This is a genomic window from Sutcliffiella horikoshii (genome assembly GCF_044809035.1).
Classification (GTDB): domain Bacteria; phylum Bacillota; class Bacilli; order Bacillales; family Bacillaceae_I; genus Sutcliffiella_A; species Sutcliffiella_A horikoshii_G.
On the sequence record NZ_CP085237.1, the window covers coordinates 2,099,425 to 2,120,757 of the forward strand.

Consider the following 21,333-nt stretch of genomic DNA (forward strand, 5'->3'; position numbering starts at 1 on the left):
CTGACTCCTACTTTCTATGGATAAATTTTACTATAAGGTGTTTCTATTTTTCTATAATATAACTATAATATAGTAGATAGATGAATATCAGACACGAGGTGTAATAGATGAATGTCAAACAATTTATAAAACAGCATCGTGGCCAGTGGAAGGAACTTGAAAAACTAGCTTCCGATTTACATAAGCGAAAGAGTATTACCGGGAAGAACCTTGAGCGATTCCATAGTCTCTACCAAAAAGCGGCACAGAACCTTTCTTATAGCCAAACATATTTTCCAGAGGAAGAAGTTACATTGTATCTAAATGGTCTTGTGTCTAAATCTCATAATCTTCTATACAAAGATCAGATTACCAGTTGGAAGCAAGCGAGCGACTTTTTTGGGCATAAGTTTATTGGACTCCTTTTTGAGCAATGGAAGTTTGTCGTAGTGGCTATGCTTCTCTTTACTATAGGAGGACTTGGCAGTTATTTTGCCGTATTGTATGATCCGCTTTATTTGTATTCCATTCTTCCAGCGGACATGGCGCAAAATTTTGATCCGGAAAAATTGGGAGACAGTGACGGTATGGTGGATGCACCTGTAATGTCAGCAAGTATATTGACCAATAATATTCAGGTTGCCATCCTTGCCTTCGCCGGCGGGATAACCTTTGGCTTGTTGACAGTCTATGTATTAATTTACAATGGCATAATAGTAGGCGCAATCGCAGCCTTGTTTTGGCATTATGATAAGACATATGAGTTTTGGGCTTATATCGTTCCACACGGGATGATTGAACTGACAGCAATTTTTATAGCTGGCGGCGCTGGTTTATTAATGGGGTACAAGCTTTTTGTACCTGGTGAATATTCTAGAGGCTATCAATTGAAGTGGAATGCTAAACGCTCTGTACAATTGCTGCTTGGAACGATCCCGTTGTTTATCATAGCAGGGATAATTGAAGGATTCATTACCCCTGCCGCAATATCCTTGGAAGCAAAGTATCTGGTTGCGGGTTTGACTGTTATCGGCTTAATACTTTATGTTGCTTTAGGCAGTCTTAAACTTCGCAAAGCCCAGTTACAATAACCCTCTGTTCATGGTATCGATATAATGAGATACAGCCGCGGTTGCAAGCCGTTCCTCACGGGCCTCCATCAATAGGAGGCCTTGTTTTTCCCACTTTGCTTTTTCCCGCTTCTTTGTCAGGATTTGTTGTTGTGCGACACCCTTCACCATTGCTTCTTCTAAAGAGTTTGCAGGGTTTCCTGCTCTTTTGCCCACTATTTCATCCTCTACTCCAATCATGAAAAAAAGGTGCCTTTGTTTTACTCTCTTCAGGTAGATTAAGGCGCTTTCCTCATGCAGAAATGTTTTTACATCGCTGAATAGGAGGATAAGACTTCGCTTCTTCTGAACAAGCTGTATATATTGAAAGACTTCAGCGTAGTTAGACTCTGCTGCATCAACTTGAACGTTATAAACAGCTTTTAAGATAGTTTGCAAATGAGGCATTCCTTTAGCTGGCGGGATATATGCTTTTACATTTTTTGAAAAAGCAAGTACTGCAACATAATCTCCTTTTTGCAATGCAGCTGCAGCCACAGTCATTGCTGCTTCTAAGGACTTTTCCAAGCGATTTCCCTTTTTCAGTTCCGCTCCCATCATTCTTCCGCAATCTATAAGGATAGTAATATATTTCCCGTGTTCAGGTTCGTATTCATTTGTCATGACTTCCTGTAACTTGGCCGTTTGGCGCCAGTTTATCTTCCTTGGATCATCTCCTACCACGTATGATCGTATTTTGGCAAATTCGCCAACACCGCTTTTCTGCTTTCGAATGGTCACACCTTCATGAAACAGAAATTTTTGGGCGTTCTCTAAGTACTGTTTTGTTTCCGTCATATCAGGAATCACTTTAATTGTAGCTTTCTCATCAAATACCATTTGCTTTTGCCAGAGTGCGATACGACTTTGATATCGTATATACAGCTTTGTAACATTATACTCGCCTCTAACTGGAGCTGAGGTATGATAGGTGAATTGTCTCCTGGTATTTTTATCGACCTTTCCAGTAAAAGGAAATGGTCGAGAAAAGGTTTGTGGGATGCCATCTTTTATTTCCACGTTCATGTCGTACTCAGTAGGATTCTCCACTACAATGTAGAGGGGATACGTAATGCCGCGTTCCATTTCACCAGGGATAATCCTCGTCATGTTAAGACTTTTTTTACTAGGACTAAGTACAAGGTCTACCAAACTGAAAAGAATGAAAAATACATTTAACAGCAGGATGACCGGCCAGGACATGCTGATAAAAAAGCTCAAGTAAATTAAAGTCAGGGAAAGTAAGGAAAGTAATAGAACTAGTCTACTGGTAGGTAAAATCCCTTTATCTCGGAACAGGAATCGACCCCACAAGTTCATCAATGATTTGTTCAACAGTCGCTCCCTCCAATTCCGTATGCGGAGATAATTGAATTCGGTGACGAAGAGCGGGTTTTGTCACCATTTTAATATCATCAGGGGTTACATAGTTCCGGTTGCTCAAGTATGCCCATGCCTGTGCAGCTCTTCCGATTGAGATACCTGCGCGAGTGCTGGCTCCAAAACGGATGGAATCAGATTCACGTGTTTTCCGGACGATTTGCATCATATAATCCAAGATGCTTTCACTAAGGGTAACTTGCTGTATTTCTTTCCTGATTGCAAGGAAAGTTTGCATATCTAATACAGGTTCAACATCTGTATGAGTAAATTTATGTTCCATTACTTGTTTCAGTACGGCCGTTTCTTCTTCAAGACTCGGAAAACCAATATGTAGCTTAAACAGAAAACGATCCTGCTGTGCTTCTGGGAGCGGATAAGTTCCTTCAAATTCTATCGGATTTTGGGTGGCAACAACAAAAAACACATCATCTAAAGGAAACGTTTTTCCTTGAATCGTCACCTGTTTTTCTTCCATTGCCTCAAGAAGGGCAGCCTGCGTCTTGGCAGGGGTTCTATTAATTTCATCTGCAAGAAGAATATTAGTGAAAATTGGCCCCTTCAATGTTTCAAATGTGCCTTCTTTCATGTTGTAAATGGAACTTCCTGTAATATCACTTGGTAAAAGATCTGGAGTAAACTGGATTCGATTGAATGTACCGCCCAATAGGCTCGCTAAAGTTCTGACCATTTGCGTTTTACCGGTGCCGGGCACCCCTTCTAATAAAACGTGCCCGCCTGCTAGAACGGAAGAAAGTAAGAGCTTTAAATTCAGATGTTGACCTAATATTCTTTCCTCATATTTTTCAAGAAGAGACGCTAATTCTACTTTCATCCCTCTTCCACCTCTTTCCTCAATGTATCAAGCTGTTTTGCCCATTCTAAATATTCCTGTTTTGTGATTTTCTCTTTGGCAAGAACCTGTGTTAATTGATGTATAAATAAGTCTATCTTTCCATTTTCTTTCGTTTTCCACCTTTTATGTAGAATGACAGCACAATCTTTCCACTCCCTGTTATAAGGAATCCCCCATCTTTCTTGCAACAAATACTTTACGTATTCTGCTTGTGTGGTCAATGAATCTTTATAAGCATTACCTTTTAAGTACCATGCAGCCAAGGCGCGAAGACTTTCATCACTAAATCTTACCGTTTCTTCACGAGGCTGTAAGATTGGGCCAAAACGCTTTCCTTGATTCCAAAGTAAAAATATTGTCACTAGTATTCCTTGGAAAAGTAGCAACAAGAACCAATCCTGATAAACATCGAAGGAAGATGACCCGGTATCTCCGTGATTGTATTCATCAAATAGGATAGAAGTTTCATTATTGAACCCATCTTGCTGTATAAGGTTAAGAACAAGCGCAAGATGATCCTTTTTTAAGATATCTTGATTGGTGAGCCAGTGTGGAGTCAATGAAACGATGAGGCTTCCATCCCCATATTCCCGCGTAATGGCTATATTACCTAATTTGTCTGATAGAAGTATCTCATCTTCCTCTCCGTTTACGTCCAATCTGACTGGCGCATAAACATCACCTTCAAAATTGGTTTGACTGGAATCAGTTATGCTTTGCTCTGGGGACATGGACTCCACAAAGGTGGTGCCAATATCAAAGAATCCTTTTGGATTGTTCTTTAATAGTAGGATGGTATTACCGTTTTCCATAAAATCAATATAAGAATTCATCTCTTTCGTACCCGGTATAAAATATGGCTCGGCCATCACCAATACCTGTCTTCCTTGTGATTCAGGAAGTAAGCTTGAAGGTTGTTCCCATCTTTCCACCATTCCGATCTCGTCCTCCAAATAGCTGTATAAAACTTTTAATCCGGTTGGTGAAGGAGACTCTGAATCATATGGTGAAAATTCATGCGGCTTTTGAGATAGAATGAAGTAGAAGCATATTGAAAAAAGAATGAGCAGAACTCCAAGCCATATCCATCCTTTTTTCTTAGCCGTTTTTACTTTCAAGTTCCACCCTCCTTTCTTTTATCATTCCTTATGTGGTTCATTTATCCACTTTAATGCAAGATCACGATAAGATAGAAAATCGTCTTGCGCTAATTTTTGTTTTCCATAAGTTGCTCTATCAAACAATAGTGCAAAATGAAAGAAAAACTCTGCCAGCTCCCGTTGTTCTTTTCTTAATTCATCATAATACTCCCAGTTTGTTTTCCATATTTTCGCTTCTAGCCATTGCCGTTCATGGAAGTTAAGCAGTAAGCCAAGAAAAAGATGTCTGGTTGCAAGCGAATAGTCTTCCATTTCTTCGTATTTTTTTGCCTCTGCCACATGTTGTTGAAAAGACCATTCTAATTCTTCGCCAGATTGAAAAGGGTTTTTGGTTTTGATCATTCTATCCTTGTTATGTTTTACAAGGTAAGTAATTACACAGGCAGCTAAAATAACAATGACAAGAATGACCAAAAGGATCATAATGTTCCCTGCTGTTCCGCTTGTATTTTCCATAGATGGGAAAAGGCGTGAAAGTAAATCTGCGAGCCATGCCTTAAATTCATCCCACCAAATTTGCAGGGTGTTTCTTGAATCAGCATAATATACTTGGTATTCCTGTTGGTCCAGGATTTCCTCTAGTTGTTCTCTTGCTTCTGGTTCTTTAAGCACGACTTAACACCTGCCCTTTTCAAAGGAATCGGGTTTAACTAATATGGTACTCATCAATCATATCTCTCAAATCATCAGCATCATGACGAACTTTCAAATCCAAATACATAACAGCGTATCCCACTGCCATAATAAGGGTGGTAATTAGTGTGGTAAAACTGACAATTAACCCAAGTAGAACACTGTTTCCAAGAAAAGCCGAGAACGATAATTCTATTGCTACAGCTATGGATGTAGTAATTAAAAAGAAAATGATGTAAAGTCCTATCAATTTAAATGTTCTACCCTTGGATAGTCTCCAGCTTCTTGTTAACCCTGGAGAGCTTTTGTCCAATACTACTGAGCCGAAGAAGAAACTCCATCTTGTAAGGAGAAATGCCGCGGTCAGGAACAAACTGATAGTCAGCACTATAGAAACGACAACCCCGGCTACAAAGTCTATTGCCAATACAATAATTGGGATGAATACACCGATAAGTATAAAACCAAAAATGATACTAAACGCTATGATAACGTATAACAGAGAGGAACCAATCAACGGGAAAAAGCGCCCAAACGCCTGTTTGATTATCGCACTAACGGTAAACTCCTGATTATGTTTAATATGATTTACACCAAATAAAATGGCAGCTTGAGCAACAGGATATGTAAACAATACTAATAAGGAAACAAGTGCTATTCCTATGTCAGCTGCAAGGTTGGAGGATAAAGATGCTTCTTCCGTAAATTCCATATTTCTCATCATCTCTTCATACCAAGCTCCCCCACCGCCTTCTTGTCTGAAAAAACTTTTTCCGGCAGCCAATTCAATGATTGCTTGCAAAATGTAGATTGGTCCAACTAAAAGTAATAAGATGAAGAAAAAATCCTTAAACTTGTACTTACTGATTTTGAAAGTTTGATCTAGAATCTCCCCAAAGCCTTTTGGTTTATTAAAATTGCTATTCATTCTTTTTCCTCCTTTATATCTATTCCAAATGTTGTCATATCGACTATTTTACCATTAATCTAGCAAAATTCGAGAAATAAATTGCGGAAATGTGTAGATTTAGAAAATATGAAAAGCCGCTCTCCTGTGGGAAGAACGGCTTTTCGCATTTCGGATTTTTATTTGTAGAAAACTTTTTCAACATTATACCTTGCTTGAAGTGTGTTAGCGATGTATGTTTCATAAATTTCTCTTTCCATTGGATCTTCAACAATACAAACGTCAATGCGGTACACTTCATCACGATGGTTTTTGATTGGGGACACGTTGTCCTCAAAATGTTTTTTAATTCGTTGGCGAAGCTTTCTAGCTTTACCTACAAACAACAAATCTTCGTTGATATTAAAGAACATATAGATTCCGCCTTGATCACGGGGAATCTTGTGAAAATCTATAAAGCCATTTATTGGTGTAATAATTGGTTCATCATTTGTGCGAATCTGTTGGCGTTCCGTTATAGAAACACTAGGATTCGGGATAGTAATTTTTATCATAGTAGGTCACGTCCTCTTTTTCAGTAGAGCTACATGGTAACACAACAGCTTGATAATAGCTATACCTGTTTTCATTCCAGTTCTTTAATGGCTCCGGCTACATCATAGTTACTAATATCGAGTTCCGTCTGTTGGCCCATTGCAAGCCTTGCCAATTCAGCACCTAAATAAGGTCCGCTCGTTAACCCCGAAGCGCCGAGGCCATTGGCAATTAAGACATAATTGTAATTTGGAAGCTTGCCGATAACTGGAAGGAAACCTGGGGTAAACGGACGGAACCCTACTCTTGTTTCCAATAAGGTACCCTCTGATAAACCTGGTGCAATTTCCAATGCCTTACTTAAAATCTCATTCATGCCGCCTGCTGTAACTCTCGTATCAAAACCGGCATTGTCTTCATGTGTTGCTCCTATGACAATCCGACCGTTTTCAAAGCTAAGAATATATTGATTGTTTGGCGGCATAACAACAGGCCAATCTTTCGTTTGTTTAGTATCGATTTCCAAGTGAACAATTTGCGCCTTTTGAGGGACAACATTAAATTCTATTCCCAATGCTTTAAATACGTTCTGCGACCAAGCTCCACCTGTTACGATAAATAGATCTGCGTCTACTTTTTCTTCTCCCAGTGTTATCCCTTTAACTTGGTTATCTTTGACTTTAAGGGTGGCATCCCCATAAAGGAAGTTAGCTCCATGTTTTTTTGCAGCATTCATGAGCGCATTTCTAAGGGCACGGCCACTCACCTTCGCACCTCCGGAAATATGAACGGAACCATACTCATCTGATAATACTGGGAAAAGCTCTTTTGTTTCTTGAGGACTTAAAATGGTCACCTCCCCAATCTCAGGAGCTTCTGTTCTTCGTTTTATCGCCCTTTCCGCCATTTTCTCTAGTTTTTCTTGATCTTTATGTAAGCTTATTGCTCCTACTTGGTTATATCCAGTCTCCGTCTCTCCATCGGCCTTAAGCTGTCCAATTAAGGTTGGATAATACTTTGCACCGTTTCTGACCATGTTGTACCAAGCCTTATTTCTACGCTGTGATATCCAAGGACAGATAATACCTGCAGCCGCATCTGTTGCCTGTCCTTTATCAAAACGGTCGATAACCGTTACATTCTTGCCAGCTTTAGCTAAATGATAAGCGGCAGAGGCCCCGAGGATTCCAGCCCCTATGATTACGATATGATTCATTGTTTTACACCTTTTCATGTTAAATTGACTTAATCCTTTAATTGTACAGGAAGTTTAATCAGCTCTCAAATCTTTAGAAAAACCCCTTCCTTTACCAGGAAGGGGCTATATAAATTATCTATTAAACTTGATTTTCATTGCTTCTGCCATTAATTTTGGAAGGTCTGTGTTGTCTAATAAACCACTAAACTTATCTGATTGTGGTCCATATGCATAAAGAGGAAGATCTGTACCCGTATGTGCAGTACTTGTCCATCCAATAAGAGCACGGTCACTTACTACTTCGTTTATTGCAATGGCGGGTTCTTTCGCCTTCTTTATTTTTTCTATTTCATCTTGGGTTAATTCTAAGGAAGTATATTTTTTTACAACTTCTTTTACATTGCCTTTATCTTGATCTAATTCACTTGCCATTTTGTCGCCTGTAGCTGTTACTTGTTTTATTACATCCATCTTTAAATCATATTCACCGTTTGCTCCAACAGACATGCCGCCTGTTTCATGGTCTCCAGCGACAACAACTAGTGTGTTCCCATCCTTTTCTGCAAATTCTAAAGCCGCTTCCACAGCTTTGTCAAAAGCTTCGGTATCGGTCATGGCCCATGCTGGATCATGAGCATGCCCTGCCCAATCAATTTGAGATCCTTCCACCATTAAGAAGAAGCCTTGATTATTTTTACTCAATGTATTTATGGCCGTATTGGTCATATCAGCCAAGCTCGGTTCATCTGTTTCATCGCGGTGCATCTCAGGGGACATTGCATCATCAGCAAACAAGCCTAGTAGCTTATCTCCTTTTGCATTGTTTAACTCTTCTTTATTTGAAGCATATTGATAGCCACTTTTCTTTGCTTCCTCTATTAAGTCACTCTCGGGTTGCTTACCGCCATTTTCTTTACTAAGAAAATAATCTCTGCCGCCTCCTAGAATGACATCTACTCCGTTATCAAAATATTGCGGGGCGATGGAAGATTCATCTGAACGGGAAGCAACACTGGCTCCAAACACTGCAGGTGTAGCATGTGTAATAGTAGACGTTGCTACAAGTCCGGTAGATTTCTTGGATGCCTCGGCTGCATCTAGTATAGAATCTACTTCTTTGCCGTCAGGAGTCACACCCACCATCCCATTGTTTGTTTTTACTCCAGTTGCCATGGCAGTGCCCGCTGCTGCAGAATCAGTAACCTCAGTGTCTGCTGAATGCGTCTTGATTAGTCCTTTTACATGTGCATCAAACGAGGATTCCTCACCTTTAAACCAACGGTAGTTCGTTGCGTAGCCTGCGTTATATCCGTCTGGAATCATATAGATGACATTTTTCACTTTTCCTTGTTTCTGATCCATGTTGATAGCTTCTTTTTTTGCTTCCGCTTTATCCATTCCAACACTTACTTGCACACCTGAAAATACTAGCCCTGCTGCGATAGCGACACTTGCTACTTTTTTATACATGTTAAATTTCCTCCCTTAGCATTTTTCCTACATGCCAAAGGATACCAAGTAAAAGTAAAGTGGGAATGAAGATTCTATTAAAGCTATCTTACAATAAAGTAAATTTATAGTTAATTAATGTTTAGCTCACATACAATTTATTCATCTGTTTTGTCAAAAGAGAAATTCTTTTGGCATCTTGCTCAAGCACCTCTTTTACATTTCCACCAAACCACTCAAGGGAAGCTTCAACTTCTGTCATAGTGACAGCCTTATGGATAAATCCACTATAGTCTAGGATTCCTTCAAATAAAGGAGTCATTCCATCCCTTGAACCTGCTGCTGCATATACATTATTCGGGCTAAAAACATCCAGTTTGCTTCTGGAAGTGATATTTTTAAAATGAAAATGCATGACAAATGGATTTAATTTCACTAATGCTTCTATTGGATCTGCGCCTGATTCCCAAATATGTAGGACATCGAAATTGATTCGTAAAGCAGGATGATCCACCTCCTCCAATAGTTGTAAAGTGGAAGGAACTGTGTCAGTCAGGGTATTGGGATGCGTTTCAAGAAGTAGAAACTGATCCTCTTTTTCCAACTCCTGGCAAATCAATTTTAATTTTGCCACAATAGACTGGCGATCTTCGCTCCTAATAGAGGCACTCCCACTTTGACCTGCAAACGTTCTTAGTTTCTGCGTCCCCCAATTATGGCCAAGTCCACTCAATTCCTTCGTTGCACGAAGAAGATCCTTATCCTTCAAGTGTAAAGGTAGATAATCGCTTATCATACTTGTGTACAGATTGTAGGATGCCAACCAATCTTTGTTATAAAGGGAGGTGTCTTTCAAATGCTTTGCGTGAATCCCCCATAATTCAATTCCTTGAAAATTCTTTGATTGTGCCCATTCTGCTAACTCTTTCATTGAATGCAGGTGGTGCCGAAATGAAATGGTACATAAGGATAGATTCATCTTCAAAATTCCTCCTTTAGGCTAAAGCTTTTGTCCGATTTTCTGTAATCCATCTTTCAAAACACTCTTGTAATCCATTCTTGATAAAATGTTCTAATTGATCTTGTTCATTCAGTTTTTCATGGATTTCTCTCAAAACTTCCCTGTCATCTGTCCATCCATATTTCATCGCACGATATTGGACGGCAGTAAATCCCTTAACAAGCTTTTCTATCTCATCGCACCATCCTTCAAACCAATCCTCACTGTAACCGTTAGCCTCCCAGAAAAAAGCGAAAGCATGTTCATATGCATACTTTCTTATTGCCAATACAGGTATTTGTTTAAGGGCATCAGAAATTTCACTTCTTCTATGCTTTTCGGGGCCTATGGAATATAAATCTACAATATTACGAATAGCCTCAGACATTGGATTTTCATTAAGTTTCATACATGTCTGAAAATAAGCCTCTATGGTTTCTGAACTCGTTGGGTTTATTTTTTCTGCATCAAAGTAATACCCACCTTTTACAGCAGGAACCATAATAGCTTCTATTATTTTTTGTTTTGGTAACCTTCCTTCCCATCTGAAATCAGGATCAAACATAAACAATTCATCTGGATCTTCCGTTTCCTCTAACATTACGTAGTGGGGAAAAGGGCTTTGATGAAATTTATTTTCGCGCTCAGGTAACATGGAAAGATCGAGCATCACCATTATGGAACGATAATTTGGTTTCGTTTTTATCAATTCAAGCAATGTGCTGATATTGGTTTCTTTGGTCTTAGACTCGTCATACCAGCGTTCAATCTTTATCCCATAAAGCATCTCATACCACGTTTTAAAAAAGTCGTGATCAATATTTTCTGAATGATAGCTTAAAATGCCGTCCTGTGTAACATCGAAATCAGCATCCCATACGCCAAAGTAAAAAGGGCGGTGATCCATGCCTTCCGTTCTTTTTATCACTTCACATACACAACTTACGAAGCAGTGAACCTTTATCATGTTTGTCCCTCCAAAAAATCCAGTAGCGATTTCACAGTATGAAAATCCTTGGGCACAAGCATGTTATCAGGAATATTGAAACCCAAATCCAATTCCAAATGCAAAATAAGTTGTAATATCATAATGGAATCCATATATAGATCTTCATTTAATCTTGCGTTCTCCTGAAAAGACTTCCATGTTGGTATATTTAATTTATGTTTCAAAATATCGTAAACCGCATGATAAAGCTCTTCCCGACTCAAACACTCTTTCATTTTCATCCCATCATCTCTCCTACTAGCTTTCTACTAACCTTTCCATTTGGAAGAGTCGGTATCTTTTCCACCTGAATGTATTCAACCGGAACTTGATGAGGGGCAAGTTGCTCTACGCACCACTTTCTTAACTGGGACTCTTCTACAAATGATGAAGCAACAAATTGAACACATACTCTCTCCCCTGCATATGCATCGGGCTTTTTATAGGCGATCGCCTCTTGAATGTTAGGTGCCTTCAGTATTACCTCTTCTACCTCCTGTGGGTACACATTAAGTCCTGCAACGTTGATCATGTCGTCCTTTCTGCCAAGGAGGCACAAAGAACCTGAATCATTAAAATAACCTATGTCATTAGTATGAATAGCTTTTCTTTTCCCATGCAGTATAACCTCTTTAGGATGATCCTTATCTAAACCAGCTTCCACTTTAAAATGTCTTAGCGAAAATCCCATTTCATTTGGATGTTGGACATCAGGGTTAAGAGCAATACACCCTGCTTCTGAACACCCATACTGCTGTAGAACTCTTTTTGATTTGCTTTTAATTTCATCTAGATCTCTCGCGGATATCAACATACCTGATGTCATAACATAATGAAAAGAAAAATTTTTAGGTGAAAGCATCCTTAAAGTATGTAAAAAGGCTGGTGAAGCATATAAGAGATGGTTAGGTGCCTCCTCTAATTTCTTCAAAACATATTTGGGATTGAGATTACTAAGAATAATTGGTGCTGTATCTCTTTCAAGAGAAGTAAGTACCCCGCTAATAAGCCCATATGAATGAGATGTAGGGCATGCAATGATTGGTACAGTCCCCTTTTCAACTGGTAAACTTGTATTATAGTACTCTATCTCTTCTTGAATATCTTCCCAGGAACGTTCCAAGCATTTAGGTTCCCCTGTTGTACCAGAACTCATTTGGACAAGTACTCCTTGCTCATCATCCTGGTCATTTATCATTAATACTGGTGTTTGTAACGTGTCATATATCAACACATGACACGAGCTCTTATGGGCAATACGGATTGCCCCATCCCTAGGGGTAGCTGCATGAATAGGTACAACCGATCCTCCTCTTTCTTTTATATATAAGCATAAAGACAAGGCTTCAAATGTATTCTTTGTACATACTCCTATTCTTTTTTTGCTGCAATCACTTAGCACATTTATCCGAGCAAAAAGTTCAAATTGCTTTTCTATATCCTGCTTTGAATAATACTGGTCGTCTATAAAGAACATCTAATTAAACTCCCTTTCATCATATAAGCTGTTGGTGACAGAATGACGATATTCCTTTTTATCCACTCCAACTTTTCTAGTAAAAAGAGACTCTGTAAATATGTTTTCTTTTTCTGCTCCAAGGAGTTTGCTTCTTTCTTTTAGTGAAGGGTGAAAACGCAAATGGGCTTGTATCGCTTCCCGAACCTCTTTCCAGAAATCCCCTTCTGCCAAATTCATGTGTTGACTAAGCAAAAAAGAGAGTTCACTTAAGTGAAAAACAAATAGCGTATCCATCATCAATTCTCTTAACCCTTCTATGGAAGACATCCAATAATAAACATCATTAGGTGCATTTTCATAGCATGAGTTTAGTTCTGAGAAATTAGGTGCCAACTCTGGCCGCTTTAGGAAGTCATCCACATATTCCAAGCTTTCATGGAAATCCCGTAAGATTATTTTTTTGGGCCAGCCATCTTCATGGACAAGAATCATATTTTGAGCATGTGCTTCAATAGCAACTCCCTCTGACACGAGCAAATGCCATACCGGGATAACCGTAACTTTTACAAATTGTGTGATCCAGTTCTTCAACCCGTAACGGTCAAGCCAAGGTTTTATAAATGGTGTTCCGTCCTGTTCCATTAATGACATGGCATTCATTGGAACGGTACTTTCCACTCCGCTTAAGATAGAACTTGGACTTTTTCTCCAAATAGCTGCCAGGTGACCGGAAAGAACCTGGTTATTTTCCATGGCAACCATCCCTGCATATTCAGGCAAAATGGTAAGACTTTCTGTTAGGTAATCATCAGACTCTATCAGCTTGCTTAGCCAATTGGAAAGCACAGGAGCCGTACAAACAGAGTGAGATTCTAGGAGCCTCAATGACGAAGTGTTCACCATGTTCAAAGGAAGCTTAATGTGCGCTTTTTCAGGGTGTGTCTCATTCCACAATGTCCTAACAGATTGAGTAGCCCGATAAAAGTCGCCAGCATATCCAAGCGGGATGATCTTATTACGGCTAATTTCCTCTTCTTCATGCTGAAGCTTGTTCTCCCATTGCCAAGGGTGAACGGGTAATAGGGAGTAGTCCTCCAATGTAGCTCCTGCCATTTTCAGCCTGTCCATAAGTAGTAAGTACGTTTGCACTCCCACTTCATCTTTTATGAACGCACTTTCCTCTTTGGGAAAGGAAACTCTCATATATTCTCGTTTTACCGCCACCCACCATAATTGAAAGGAATGCCTCGCCTCTGGTCCATACTTTTCATGATCATTTTTGCTAAAACCAGTCCTCGCCTTAAAGCAAGGATGGTACGGGTGTCCTTCCATAATGGCTGATTCCATTTCTTCATAGGATAGTCCCCTTCTGCTTGAATGCTCAAGATTTTGCTCATTCCATTCACTGAGCAGTATGGTTTGTTGTAATTCATCGATCAAGCATTCTTGTACTTTTCTGCTAGTTGTCAATTGTTCTACGATATCTTTAATTGATGCAGGCATTTGGCGCGATTCGTTATCCATCACTTTAATCGTATCTTCATTAAGACGAATTCTGTCAAACGATGAGTATATACATTCTGATTGAATTCTTAATTGTTGGCTAAATATGGTGACAATGGGTTTCGTGGTTTCTTGTTTTATCTCAAACGGAAGCAATTTTTCAAATAAAATCGCCTCCAACAACTGTTTGATGACTCTCTTTTCGGTTTTAGACGCTACTTGCAGTGGCATAATGGTTCTCCTCTTTTTCCATTACTTGGATGAGAGTGAATGGATTTGGAGAAGAAGTATATACAGCTTGTTCCAAATCAGTCAGTAGCTCATCCACATCATGAAAACGTGTTAAAAGGTTCGCTTTGCAAGGAAGGGCTTTCTTGTTCAAAATAAAGTGGATAAATCTTTTTCCTTCCCCTGATAAATTATTCTTCAGCTTTTCCAATTCATCAGTCATCCAACTTACCAACTGCTCTTCAGTAATCAAGCCATCCGCACCCATTCTGTATATGATGGAGAAAATATGGTTGATGAAAAGATAATAGGTAAATCTTTCTTGTATGATTTCCTCTTCATAAAACAATTCAGGTGCGTTTCTCAAGTTACCTACCATCTTTTCCAGCTTATCCCTCTTCAATTTCGATAAATAATAGCCTTGATTATCTCTAAAATAATAATGAGTTGGAAAACTTGTAGAAACGTCCACCAAACTATTTTGTTGGTGTGCCTCTAATGCCAATCCAAATTCATCATAAAGAGCAATCATTGGCTCTACTGAACATTTCCAATATTTTTGAAACCATTTTAAACTCGCTTCTTCTGTGCTTATATCATGCGTATGAGAAATAGTTTGTATCAGTTTTCCCAATAGTGATTCTTCTCCAGGAAGGGGATCTTGTACCAGTGCGGCAATGGAATGCACGCCTGTTCCTTTACCATTTCGAAACGGATTGGAACGCATAATCACTTCAAAGCCATTTTCTTCTTTCCCCGGAAGGTCGAGAGACAAGGAGATTGGATCGTCCAACACACGGAAGCATGGGTATTTATCTAAGAAATTAATTTCGTTGAACAGTTCTGCCATAACAACTCCTGCATGCAACTCATGTACTTTATTTACTCTCATTGAATTCGTCACTTTTACTGGTATTGAGAACTTATACATCCATTTATCTTCATTGCTATAAACTGTTCTTATAGAAGAAGTAGGGGTAAAGGTTTTCCCCATAGGCCCTACAAATTTGATTAGTTTTTTCTCCACTGCTTTTTGTACATGGTCTTGTTGCAAAAGCCATTGGGATTGTAAGGGATGCATAGGGAGCAGGTATCCTCCCCCGCTTGTCAGCTTCAAAATTTCATCTTCACGTAACAAAGAATCCTCTCCCGGATAATACCTTCTAATTAAAATCGACTTATCTACTTCAAAGTAGTGGAGCTGAAAGGAACCTTTCAGTTCGGGAGCATATAGATCATGTTGCCAAGTGGCCATCCCTTGACGACTTTTAGGTGTGGGATGCAACCAGTGTCCAAACAAGAGGGATTGCTCTGATTCTATGAAGCTATATTCTTCTACTTTTTTTGAGTTGCTGTCCGATGTCGATTTTTCTAAATATGTACAAATGGTATGATAGCTATCAATTAACCGTAAAATAAGTTCGTCATAATGGGATGTTTTCTCAGGGTTATTCTCGTTTCTTGCTTGAAGGTTTAACTCTTGGATGCAGGAAATCATGCAGTTTAAAGGTTCCTCTTCTATCCACACCGAATCCTTTTCCTGAAATTTATAGACTCTTCCTAAAATATGTTTGCCTACCAATGATCGATAGTTAACTTCTAAAATCATTTTTATTTCTTGTAAAGGAAGTACCAACTCCAAAACTTCCTCGCCAATAAAAATATAGGGTAGTTTATACAGCCGAAAAACATCATCCTTCTTTACCCAGTTCCCATCACCGACCTCACGAATATAACAATTCATAAAGGCTTGATAGGAGGCATTTTCTGCTATCTTTTTAGCTGAATTCCGCATAATAGCCACCCTTTCTACTATTCATATATTTATTGATAATGATTATCATTATTAAATAAAAAGAGAATGAATCTCTTAATGAAATTCATTCTCAATGATAACTATTATCAATTGAAGTTTCCATGCACAAATTTTACTTTCGACATAGACAAAACGCACACATTAAACATACAGGAGTGTTTTATCTAAATTAAAGTAACTAACCAAACCTTCAATCATATGCTTTCTTCCTAATGGCCCCCAAGGATCCCATTCTTGACTGCTTGGTATAAATATTTCTTGATTCCTAACGGCTTTAAGTTGATTCCAGTCTGGGTGCTTTGCTACCTTATCAACCGCTGCTTTGGTACTCCATAAGAATAGAATTTTATCTGGATCAAGTTCCAACAACTCATTGACGGTTATCGTAACATATCCATTTTTGGGCAATTCATTATGAGGTTTAAATCCTAGTGTTTGGTACAAAAGCTCCATGCAAGCATGATTGGAAGAGCCGTAGAGTCTTATTTCTTCATTTCTTACCCAAACTACTGCCCACTCCCCACTTCTGGCCACTCCTCTTAACATTTCTTTTGCGCGCGTTTCTAATTGCTCCATTTCTTTCTTTATGTTGGCTACCGCTTCTTCTTTACTGAAATATTGAGCAATTTTAACTAAATAATCATCCCATTTATTCTGAAAATCAATGGAATGAACTTCCCTATTTTTCACCCAAGTAAGTGCCTGTTGCTCCCCATGGTGAAGAGATGTTTTGATAATACAATCAGGGTCGACTGTCATAATATCTTTCGAATCGAAAGGTTTTTCAGCATTTAAAAGCATAGTGCCCTCCAAAGGTTTTTCTAAGTATGAAGGGATCCCGTTTGTCTTTGGAAAAATACTTGGATACATAGGAGCAGCAACCGGTTGTATACCTAAAGAAAGTAGGTGGTCTTGCAAAAATAATTGACTTACCACGGCCACTCTATTTTGAATTTTTTTTATGTATATAGTAGGTGATATCCCTTCCCTTTTCTTAAATAACCGGCTAAAGTAAAACTCATCCTGAATGCCTATCTGCTGCGACACATCTTTAATATTAATCCCTTTATTTTGAACAATGAGCTCTTTAGCTTTTTTCATTTTTTTATCCAGAACAAACTCTTTTGGTGGGATACCTGTTTTCTTTTTAAAGGCTCTGGCAAAGGTAACCGGAGTCATTCTCGCTTTAGCCGCAAGGTCCTGAACAGTAAACTGTTTATGAGTGTGATTGTTAATATAGTGAATGGTTTGATCTAAATCATCTAGAGTTTGATCCTCTGTCATACTACCAATCAATTTCCATAACTTTGCTTGAAAATTGCAACGGTCCAGAAAAGACTTACTCTCTTGAAGGGCTATAAGTTCATCGAATTTGGGAGATGTTTTACAAGGTTCTGTTGAAGTGAAAATAATTTCTTCATGTTTCATATCGCTTATTTCAATGATATATATTTTTAGGTATTTGTTTGCAGGTGACAAGATGGAACCGTTTTTCATCCAATAAGCTTTTCCCTCGGATAATGTGTAGATATTGGACAGTTCATTGCTACTAACAGCTGCTGAATTTGCAGCCACATAAATAATGGAAGGAGGTACAATGAGCTCTTCTCCTTCCTCTAATAAATGATAGACAACTTTGTTCATTACTTCTTACCCCTTACTGTCATACGTTGATTCTATTATTATACTTGATAATGATTATCAGTTGCAATGATAATTTATATACAGGATCTGGAGCTCTTTTAAAAATGTCTTTTTTCAACCAGACTATCTAGAACTAACAATAAAAGTGCTGCAACCAATTCTGTATATAACGGAACAGTAATTCCCTTTATCCATTCATCTGTCAGATATAAAGGAATCCAAATAAAAAGAAAGGAAACTCCCATTTTCAAGACCATCATAATCCATTTTTTTGTTAATCTAGGCAAAACTCTAATAAGGACACTCATGGTGGCTATTTCAAAAAGCAGGGTCAAAGGAATCAGAAAAACAATATAGTATATCAATGAACTCTTTGTATCGTATTGGACACTGAATAGCTGAAACAGACCTGCAAAACCAAACAAAAAGGCTCCACCAACCAAAAGCAGTGCAAGTGCAAAAAGAAGTGTCATGGAAACCGCTAGAATTAATTTATCTGAACCACTCAAATTTGGATCATGATCCTGCCCCATTTAAATCCCCCTTTTAAACCCTATTATTAGGTGTTATTCAACCAAACGGGAATTCATTCCAACAAAAAAAGCAATAAGTCAATGGACTTATCGCTTTCTTGTTTGTCAATCAATCTTCCCGTGTCCGAAATTGATGTTTTTCCCATAAAATATTTCATCCATTTCGTTTGTGAGCTTCGTTGTAATTTCATACCTCTCATCATCTGTGAGTTTGTCTTTGGAAAAGCCGAACAAATAATTGTTTAAGTCAAATTCCTTTAAACGGCATTTTGTATGAAAAATGTTTTCCTGATAAATGTTTACATCGATCATATCATAAAGGTTTTTCACATCATTAGGTATGTAATTTTGAATAGAGTTGATGTCATGGTCAATAAACAGTTTGTTTCCATTAATATCACGTGTGAACCCGCGAACTCGGTAATCCATAGTCATTATATCTGTTTCAAAAGAGTGAATCAGGTAATTTAATGCTTTTAAAGGAGAAATCTCTCCGCAAGTTGATACATCTATATCTGCCCGAAACGTACTGATTCCTTCGACAGGATGATACTCTGGGTAGGTATGGACTGTTATATGGCTTTTGTCAAGCTGGCACACCACCGAGTCAGGTAATGGTCCAGGTGATTCTTCATATGATTCTGTTGGCACTTCTACCACTGGTCCCTCTGAGACGAGAACCGTTACGCTTGCCCCTTGTGGAACATAGTCTTGTTTAGCTACATTTAACACATGTGCACCAATTAGATCGGCAACGTTCTTTAAAATTTTTGTTAAGCGATCCGCGTTATATTGTTCATCAATATAATCAATGTAAGATTCTCTTTCCTCTTTTGTTTTTGTATAACAGATATCATACATATTAAAACTAAGGGATTTTGTTAAATTGTTAAATTCGTGCAGCGTGATTCTTTTTTCCGGAGTCAAATCAAAATTCCCCCTTCATTTATTTGCTACTGTTATACTACCCCTTCTGATATAGAAAAAAACAAATCAAGGTAGTAAGAACTTCCTTATCACTTCTTTTTGATCAAGATAAACAGTTTGTCCCAACTGTATTAACTGATCCATATAGGATACATCATCAAATGGTATTTCCTCTCCTAACTCCTTGTTAAGACGGATGTAATTTTCTCCTAAAAGATGCTTGCTTTGATAGGACACTGATTCAGAAGATAATTGCATAGCTAGGTCCAATAGTTTTGGTGTGACCTTCATGGATGGGAATTGAAAAGGAAGCCATTGCTTTACTCCCCAATATTTATTTTTTTGAATAGTAAAGTCAATTTTTTGAAGGCCAGTACCAATAGAGAGTATTTCCATTTCTTCCAGTTTCAGCTTGAAATAATCCAACCCTTCCGTGATACATACCAGTGAGGGGTTATTAGCCCATAAACCTCCATCAATAGAAAGATAATTATTTTCGATATTGTTGGGCGGAAAGTAAACGGGTGCAGAACAGGAGGAGAGAACCGCATCCCACAAATGAATGGTCAGATCCTTAGAAGCTTTATTTCCATAATTGGAGCGATGTACAAATGGCCTGCCATGTGTCAAATCAACAGCAGGAATTAAAAGAGGACTTGTTATATCTTTCAATCGCCTATTCCCAAACGCATCTATGATAAACCTTCTAAGCTGACGGTCACTATAGATACTTTTAAAAAGTCCCACTTTTGCTTGACGAGTGAAGATTTGTTTTCCATATTTTTTATAACCAGATAATACGTCTTTCATCGGCTTTTTTATGGAAATGGAAGAGGCGATGATGGACCCAGTACTCGTTCCTGCAACAAGGTCTACTAATTCAGCTATAGGTTGTTTGTATTCTTGCTCAATCTCTTGAAGAATAGAGACGGTAAATACACCCCGTATTCCTCCTCCATCAAGACATAACATTTTCATGTAACCTGTCTCCCGTACTCATTTCCTATTATGCTTTCCTTATAAGTAGAAAAAACTCCTAGGTAAAGGAGGAATTTGTCCCTTTCCTAGGAGTTAACCCATGTAGATTGAGTGGTGGAGAGTACCGGCATACTTTTTTAAATGTTCTACAGTAGAAATATCATGTTCAAACAATGGAGTTTTTATTATTTCTTGCTTACTGAAAAGTTGGTGAATCTGTTGTATGTACGGTCTCTCATTTCCCCTTCTATTTTCCATAAAAATACCGTCTGCATGATCAGGTATCACTTTATTTACAAAAACGGTGGATACGTCCATGTTATGTTTTACTAACATATCTATCGCTTTTTTAGTTTCAAGTATTGGCAGTCGCTCAGCATTTAATACAAATGCATAACCTGTCTTTTTTTTATCAAGTAAAATATCCCTTACCTTTACAAATTTTTCTTTTCTAGCCTGTAATTTTTCAAATATTGGATCTTCGACTGGCTCTCCATCATTTAATAATTGCGTATAATTTTGTTGGACTTTTCTCCGCTTTTCCAACAGACCACTGATCCACACGTTCATCAACTCAGGAAGTGTTAACAGCCGAATGGTGTGCCCAGTAGGAGCCGTGTCAAAAATGATATGGTCAAATGCATGGTATTCTTCTAAAACAATGGAAGTGATTTTATCAAACAATGCTGATTCATCGGCTCCTGGTGACGCACTGGCCAAATCTATCTGTCTGTGTACCTCTTCCACCATCGTTGCCTTTACTAACCCTTTTAAATTTGTTTTAACCTCTTCTATATATCTTCTGGATTCAGACTGAGGGTTGATTTCCAAAAGACACAGAAATTGGTTGATTGGCATCACGCTATCTTTAGGTTTTACATGAAAGATGTCTCCAATATTATGGGCCGGATCTGTTGACACTAATAAAACCTTTTTACTTTGTTCCGATAGCAATTGAGCAATAGCGGAAGCTGTAGTTGATTTTCCAACACCACCTTTGCCACCTATAAACATTATTCTATAATTAAATAATTTACTCATTCCTCTTCCTC

20 protein-coding genes are annotated in these 21,333 nt (G+C 38.4%); 1 reads left to right on the top strand and 19 read right to left on the bottom strand.

The genetic code is table 11. The annotated features are described in order from the left end of the window. The first annotated feature begins 107 nt into the window (after positions 1–107). Positions 108–1,070 (top strand): stage II sporulation protein M, encoded by a 963-nt coding sequence (locus LG307_RS10935; RefSeq protein WP_404450281.1) that lies wholly within the window; start codon positions 108–110, stop codon positions 1,068–1,070. On the opposite strand, the gene LG307_RS10940 is transcribed toward LG307_RS10935, so the two are convergent. From LG307_RS10940 to LG307_RS11030, 19 genes are all read right to left on the bottom strand, one after another. Beyond that, positions 1,062–2,423, bottom strand: a complete 1,362-nt coding sequence (locus LG307_RS10940) for a DUF58 domain-containing protein (RefSeq protein ID WP_404450282.1) — start codon at positions 2,421–2,423, stop codon at positions 1,062–1,064. The genes LG307_RS10935 and LG307_RS10940 overlap by 9 nt on opposite strands. Continuing rightward, a complete protein-coding gene (locus LG307_RS10945) occupies positions 2,374–3,303 on the bottom strand; it encodes an AAA family ATPase (RefSeq protein ID WP_404450283.1) in 930 nt (309 codons plus the stop codon). The genes LG307_RS10940 and LG307_RS10945 overlap by 50 nt, the downstream gene beginning before the upstream one ends. Next, positions 3,300–4,442 (bottom strand): DUF4350 domain-containing protein, encoded by a 1,143-nt coding sequence (locus LG307_RS10950; RefSeq protein ID WP_404450284.1) that lies wholly within the window; start codon positions 4,440–4,442, stop codon positions 3,300–3,302. The genes LG307_RS10945 and LG307_RS10950 overlap by 4 nt, the downstream gene beginning before the upstream one ends. Before the next feature lie 21 nt (positions 4,443–4,463). Continuing rightward, positions 4,464–5,096, bottom strand: coding sequence for a DUF4129 domain-containing protein (locus LG307_RS10955; protein WP_404450285.1), 633 nt, complete (start codon positions 5,094–5,096; stop codon positions 4,464–4,466). A 34-nt stretch (positions 5,097–5,130) separates the two neighbouring features. Beyond that, entirely contained in the window at positions 5,131–6,045 is a 915-nt protein-coding gene (locus LG307_RS10960; RefSeq protein WP_404450286.1) for a hypothetical protein, read from the bottom strand. A gap of 158 nt (positions 6,046–6,203) precedes the next feature. Beyond that, positions 6,204–6,578 (bottom strand): nucleotide excision repair endonuclease, encoded by a 375-nt coding sequence (locus tag LG307_RS10965; RefSeq protein WP_404450287.1) that lies wholly within the window; start codon positions 6,576–6,578, stop codon positions 6,204–6,206. Between the two features lie 71 nt (positions 6,579–6,649). Continuing rightward, positions 6,650–7,774 (bottom strand): NAD(P)/FAD-dependent oxidoreductase, encoded by a 1,125-nt coding sequence (locus tag LG307_RS10970; protein WP_404450288.1) that lies wholly within the window; start codon positions 7,772–7,774, stop codon positions 6,650–6,652. A 114-nt stretch (positions 7,775–7,888) separates the two neighbouring features. Further along, the gene (locus tag LG307_RS10975; protein ID WP_404450289.1) at positions 7,889–9,226 is read right to left on the bottom strand and encodes an alkaline phosphatase; all 1,338 of its coding nucleotides are present in this window, start codon (positions 9,224–9,226) and stop codon (positions 7,889–7,891) included. A gap of 121 nt (positions 9,227–9,347) precedes the next feature. After that, a complete protein-coding gene (locus LG307_RS10980; RefSeq protein WP_404450290.1) occupies positions 9,348–10,184 on the bottom strand; it encodes a sugar phosphate isomerase/epimerase family protein in 837 nt (278 codons plus the stop codon). 16 nt (positions 10,185–10,200) lie between these two features. Beyond that, on the bottom strand, positions 10,201–11,172 hold the full coding sequence (locus LG307_RS10985) for a DUF6005 family protein (RefSeq protein ID WP_404450291.1): 972 nt from the start codon (positions 11,170–11,172) through the stop codon (positions 10,201–10,203). Next, positions 11,169–11,435 (bottom strand): petrobactin biosynthesis protein AsbD, encoded by a 267-nt coding sequence (gene asbD, locus LG307_RS10990; protein ID WP_404450292.1) that lies wholly within the window; start codon positions 11,433–11,435, stop codon positions 11,169–11,171. Before asbD ends, LG307_RS10985 begins: the two co-directional genes overlap by 4 nt. Further along, positions 11,432–12,670 (bottom strand): AMP-binding protein, encoded by a 1,239-nt coding sequence (locus LG307_RS10995; RefSeq protein WP_404450293.1) that lies wholly within the window; start codon positions 12,668–12,670, stop codon positions 11,432–11,434. Before LG307_RS10995 ends, asbD begins: the two co-directional genes overlap by 4 nt. Then, positions 12,671–14,386 carry an IucA/IucC family protein gene (locus tag LG307_RS11000; protein WP_404450294.1) on the bottom strand — a complete coding sequence of 572 codons (1,716 nt, stop codon included), beginning with the start codon at positions 14,384–14,386 and terminating at the stop codon, positions 12,671–12,673. Next, positions 14,364–16,178 (bottom strand): IucA/IucC family protein, encoded by a 1,815-nt coding sequence (locus LG307_RS11005; protein ID WP_404450296.1) that lies wholly within the window; start codon positions 16,176–16,178, stop codon positions 14,364–14,366. Before LG307_RS11005 ends, LG307_RS11000 begins: the two co-directional genes overlap by 23 nt. 162 nt (positions 16,179–16,340) lie before the next feature. Beyond that, on the bottom strand, positions 16,341–17,843 hold the full coding sequence (locus tag LG307_RS11010; protein WP_404450297.1) for a helix-turn-helix domain-containing protein: 1,503 nt from the start codon (positions 17,841–17,843) through the stop codon (positions 16,341–16,343). Between the two features lie 98 nt (positions 17,844–17,941). Next, positions 17,942–18,376, bottom strand: coding sequence for a YrvL family regulatory protein (locus LG307_RS11015; protein ID WP_404450298.1), 435 nt, complete (start codon positions 18,374–18,376; stop codon positions 17,942–17,944). 105 nt (positions 18,377–18,481) lie between these two features. After that, the gene (gene speD, locus LG307_RS11020; RefSeq protein ID WP_404450299.1) at positions 18,482–19,303 is read right to left on the bottom strand and encodes an adenosylmethionine decarboxylase; all 822 of its coding nucleotides are present in this window, start codon (positions 19,301–19,303) and stop codon (positions 18,482–18,484) included. A 66-nt stretch (positions 19,304–19,369) separates the two neighbouring features. Continuing rightward, complete coding sequence (locus tag LG307_RS11025; protein WP_404450300.1) at positions 19,370–20,281, bottom strand: CBASS cGAMP-activated phospholipase; 912 nt, start codon at positions 20,279–20,281, stop codon at positions 19,370–19,372. Positions 20,282–20,374: 93 nt separating this feature from the next. Then, positions 20,375–21,322 carry an ArsA family ATPase gene (locus tag LG307_RS11030; RefSeq protein ID WP_404450301.1) on the bottom strand — a complete coding sequence of 316 codons (948 nt, stop codon included), beginning with the start codon at positions 21,320–21,322 and terminating at the stop codon, positions 20,375–20,377. Between the last annotated feature and the right edge of the window lie 11 nt (positions 21,323–21,333).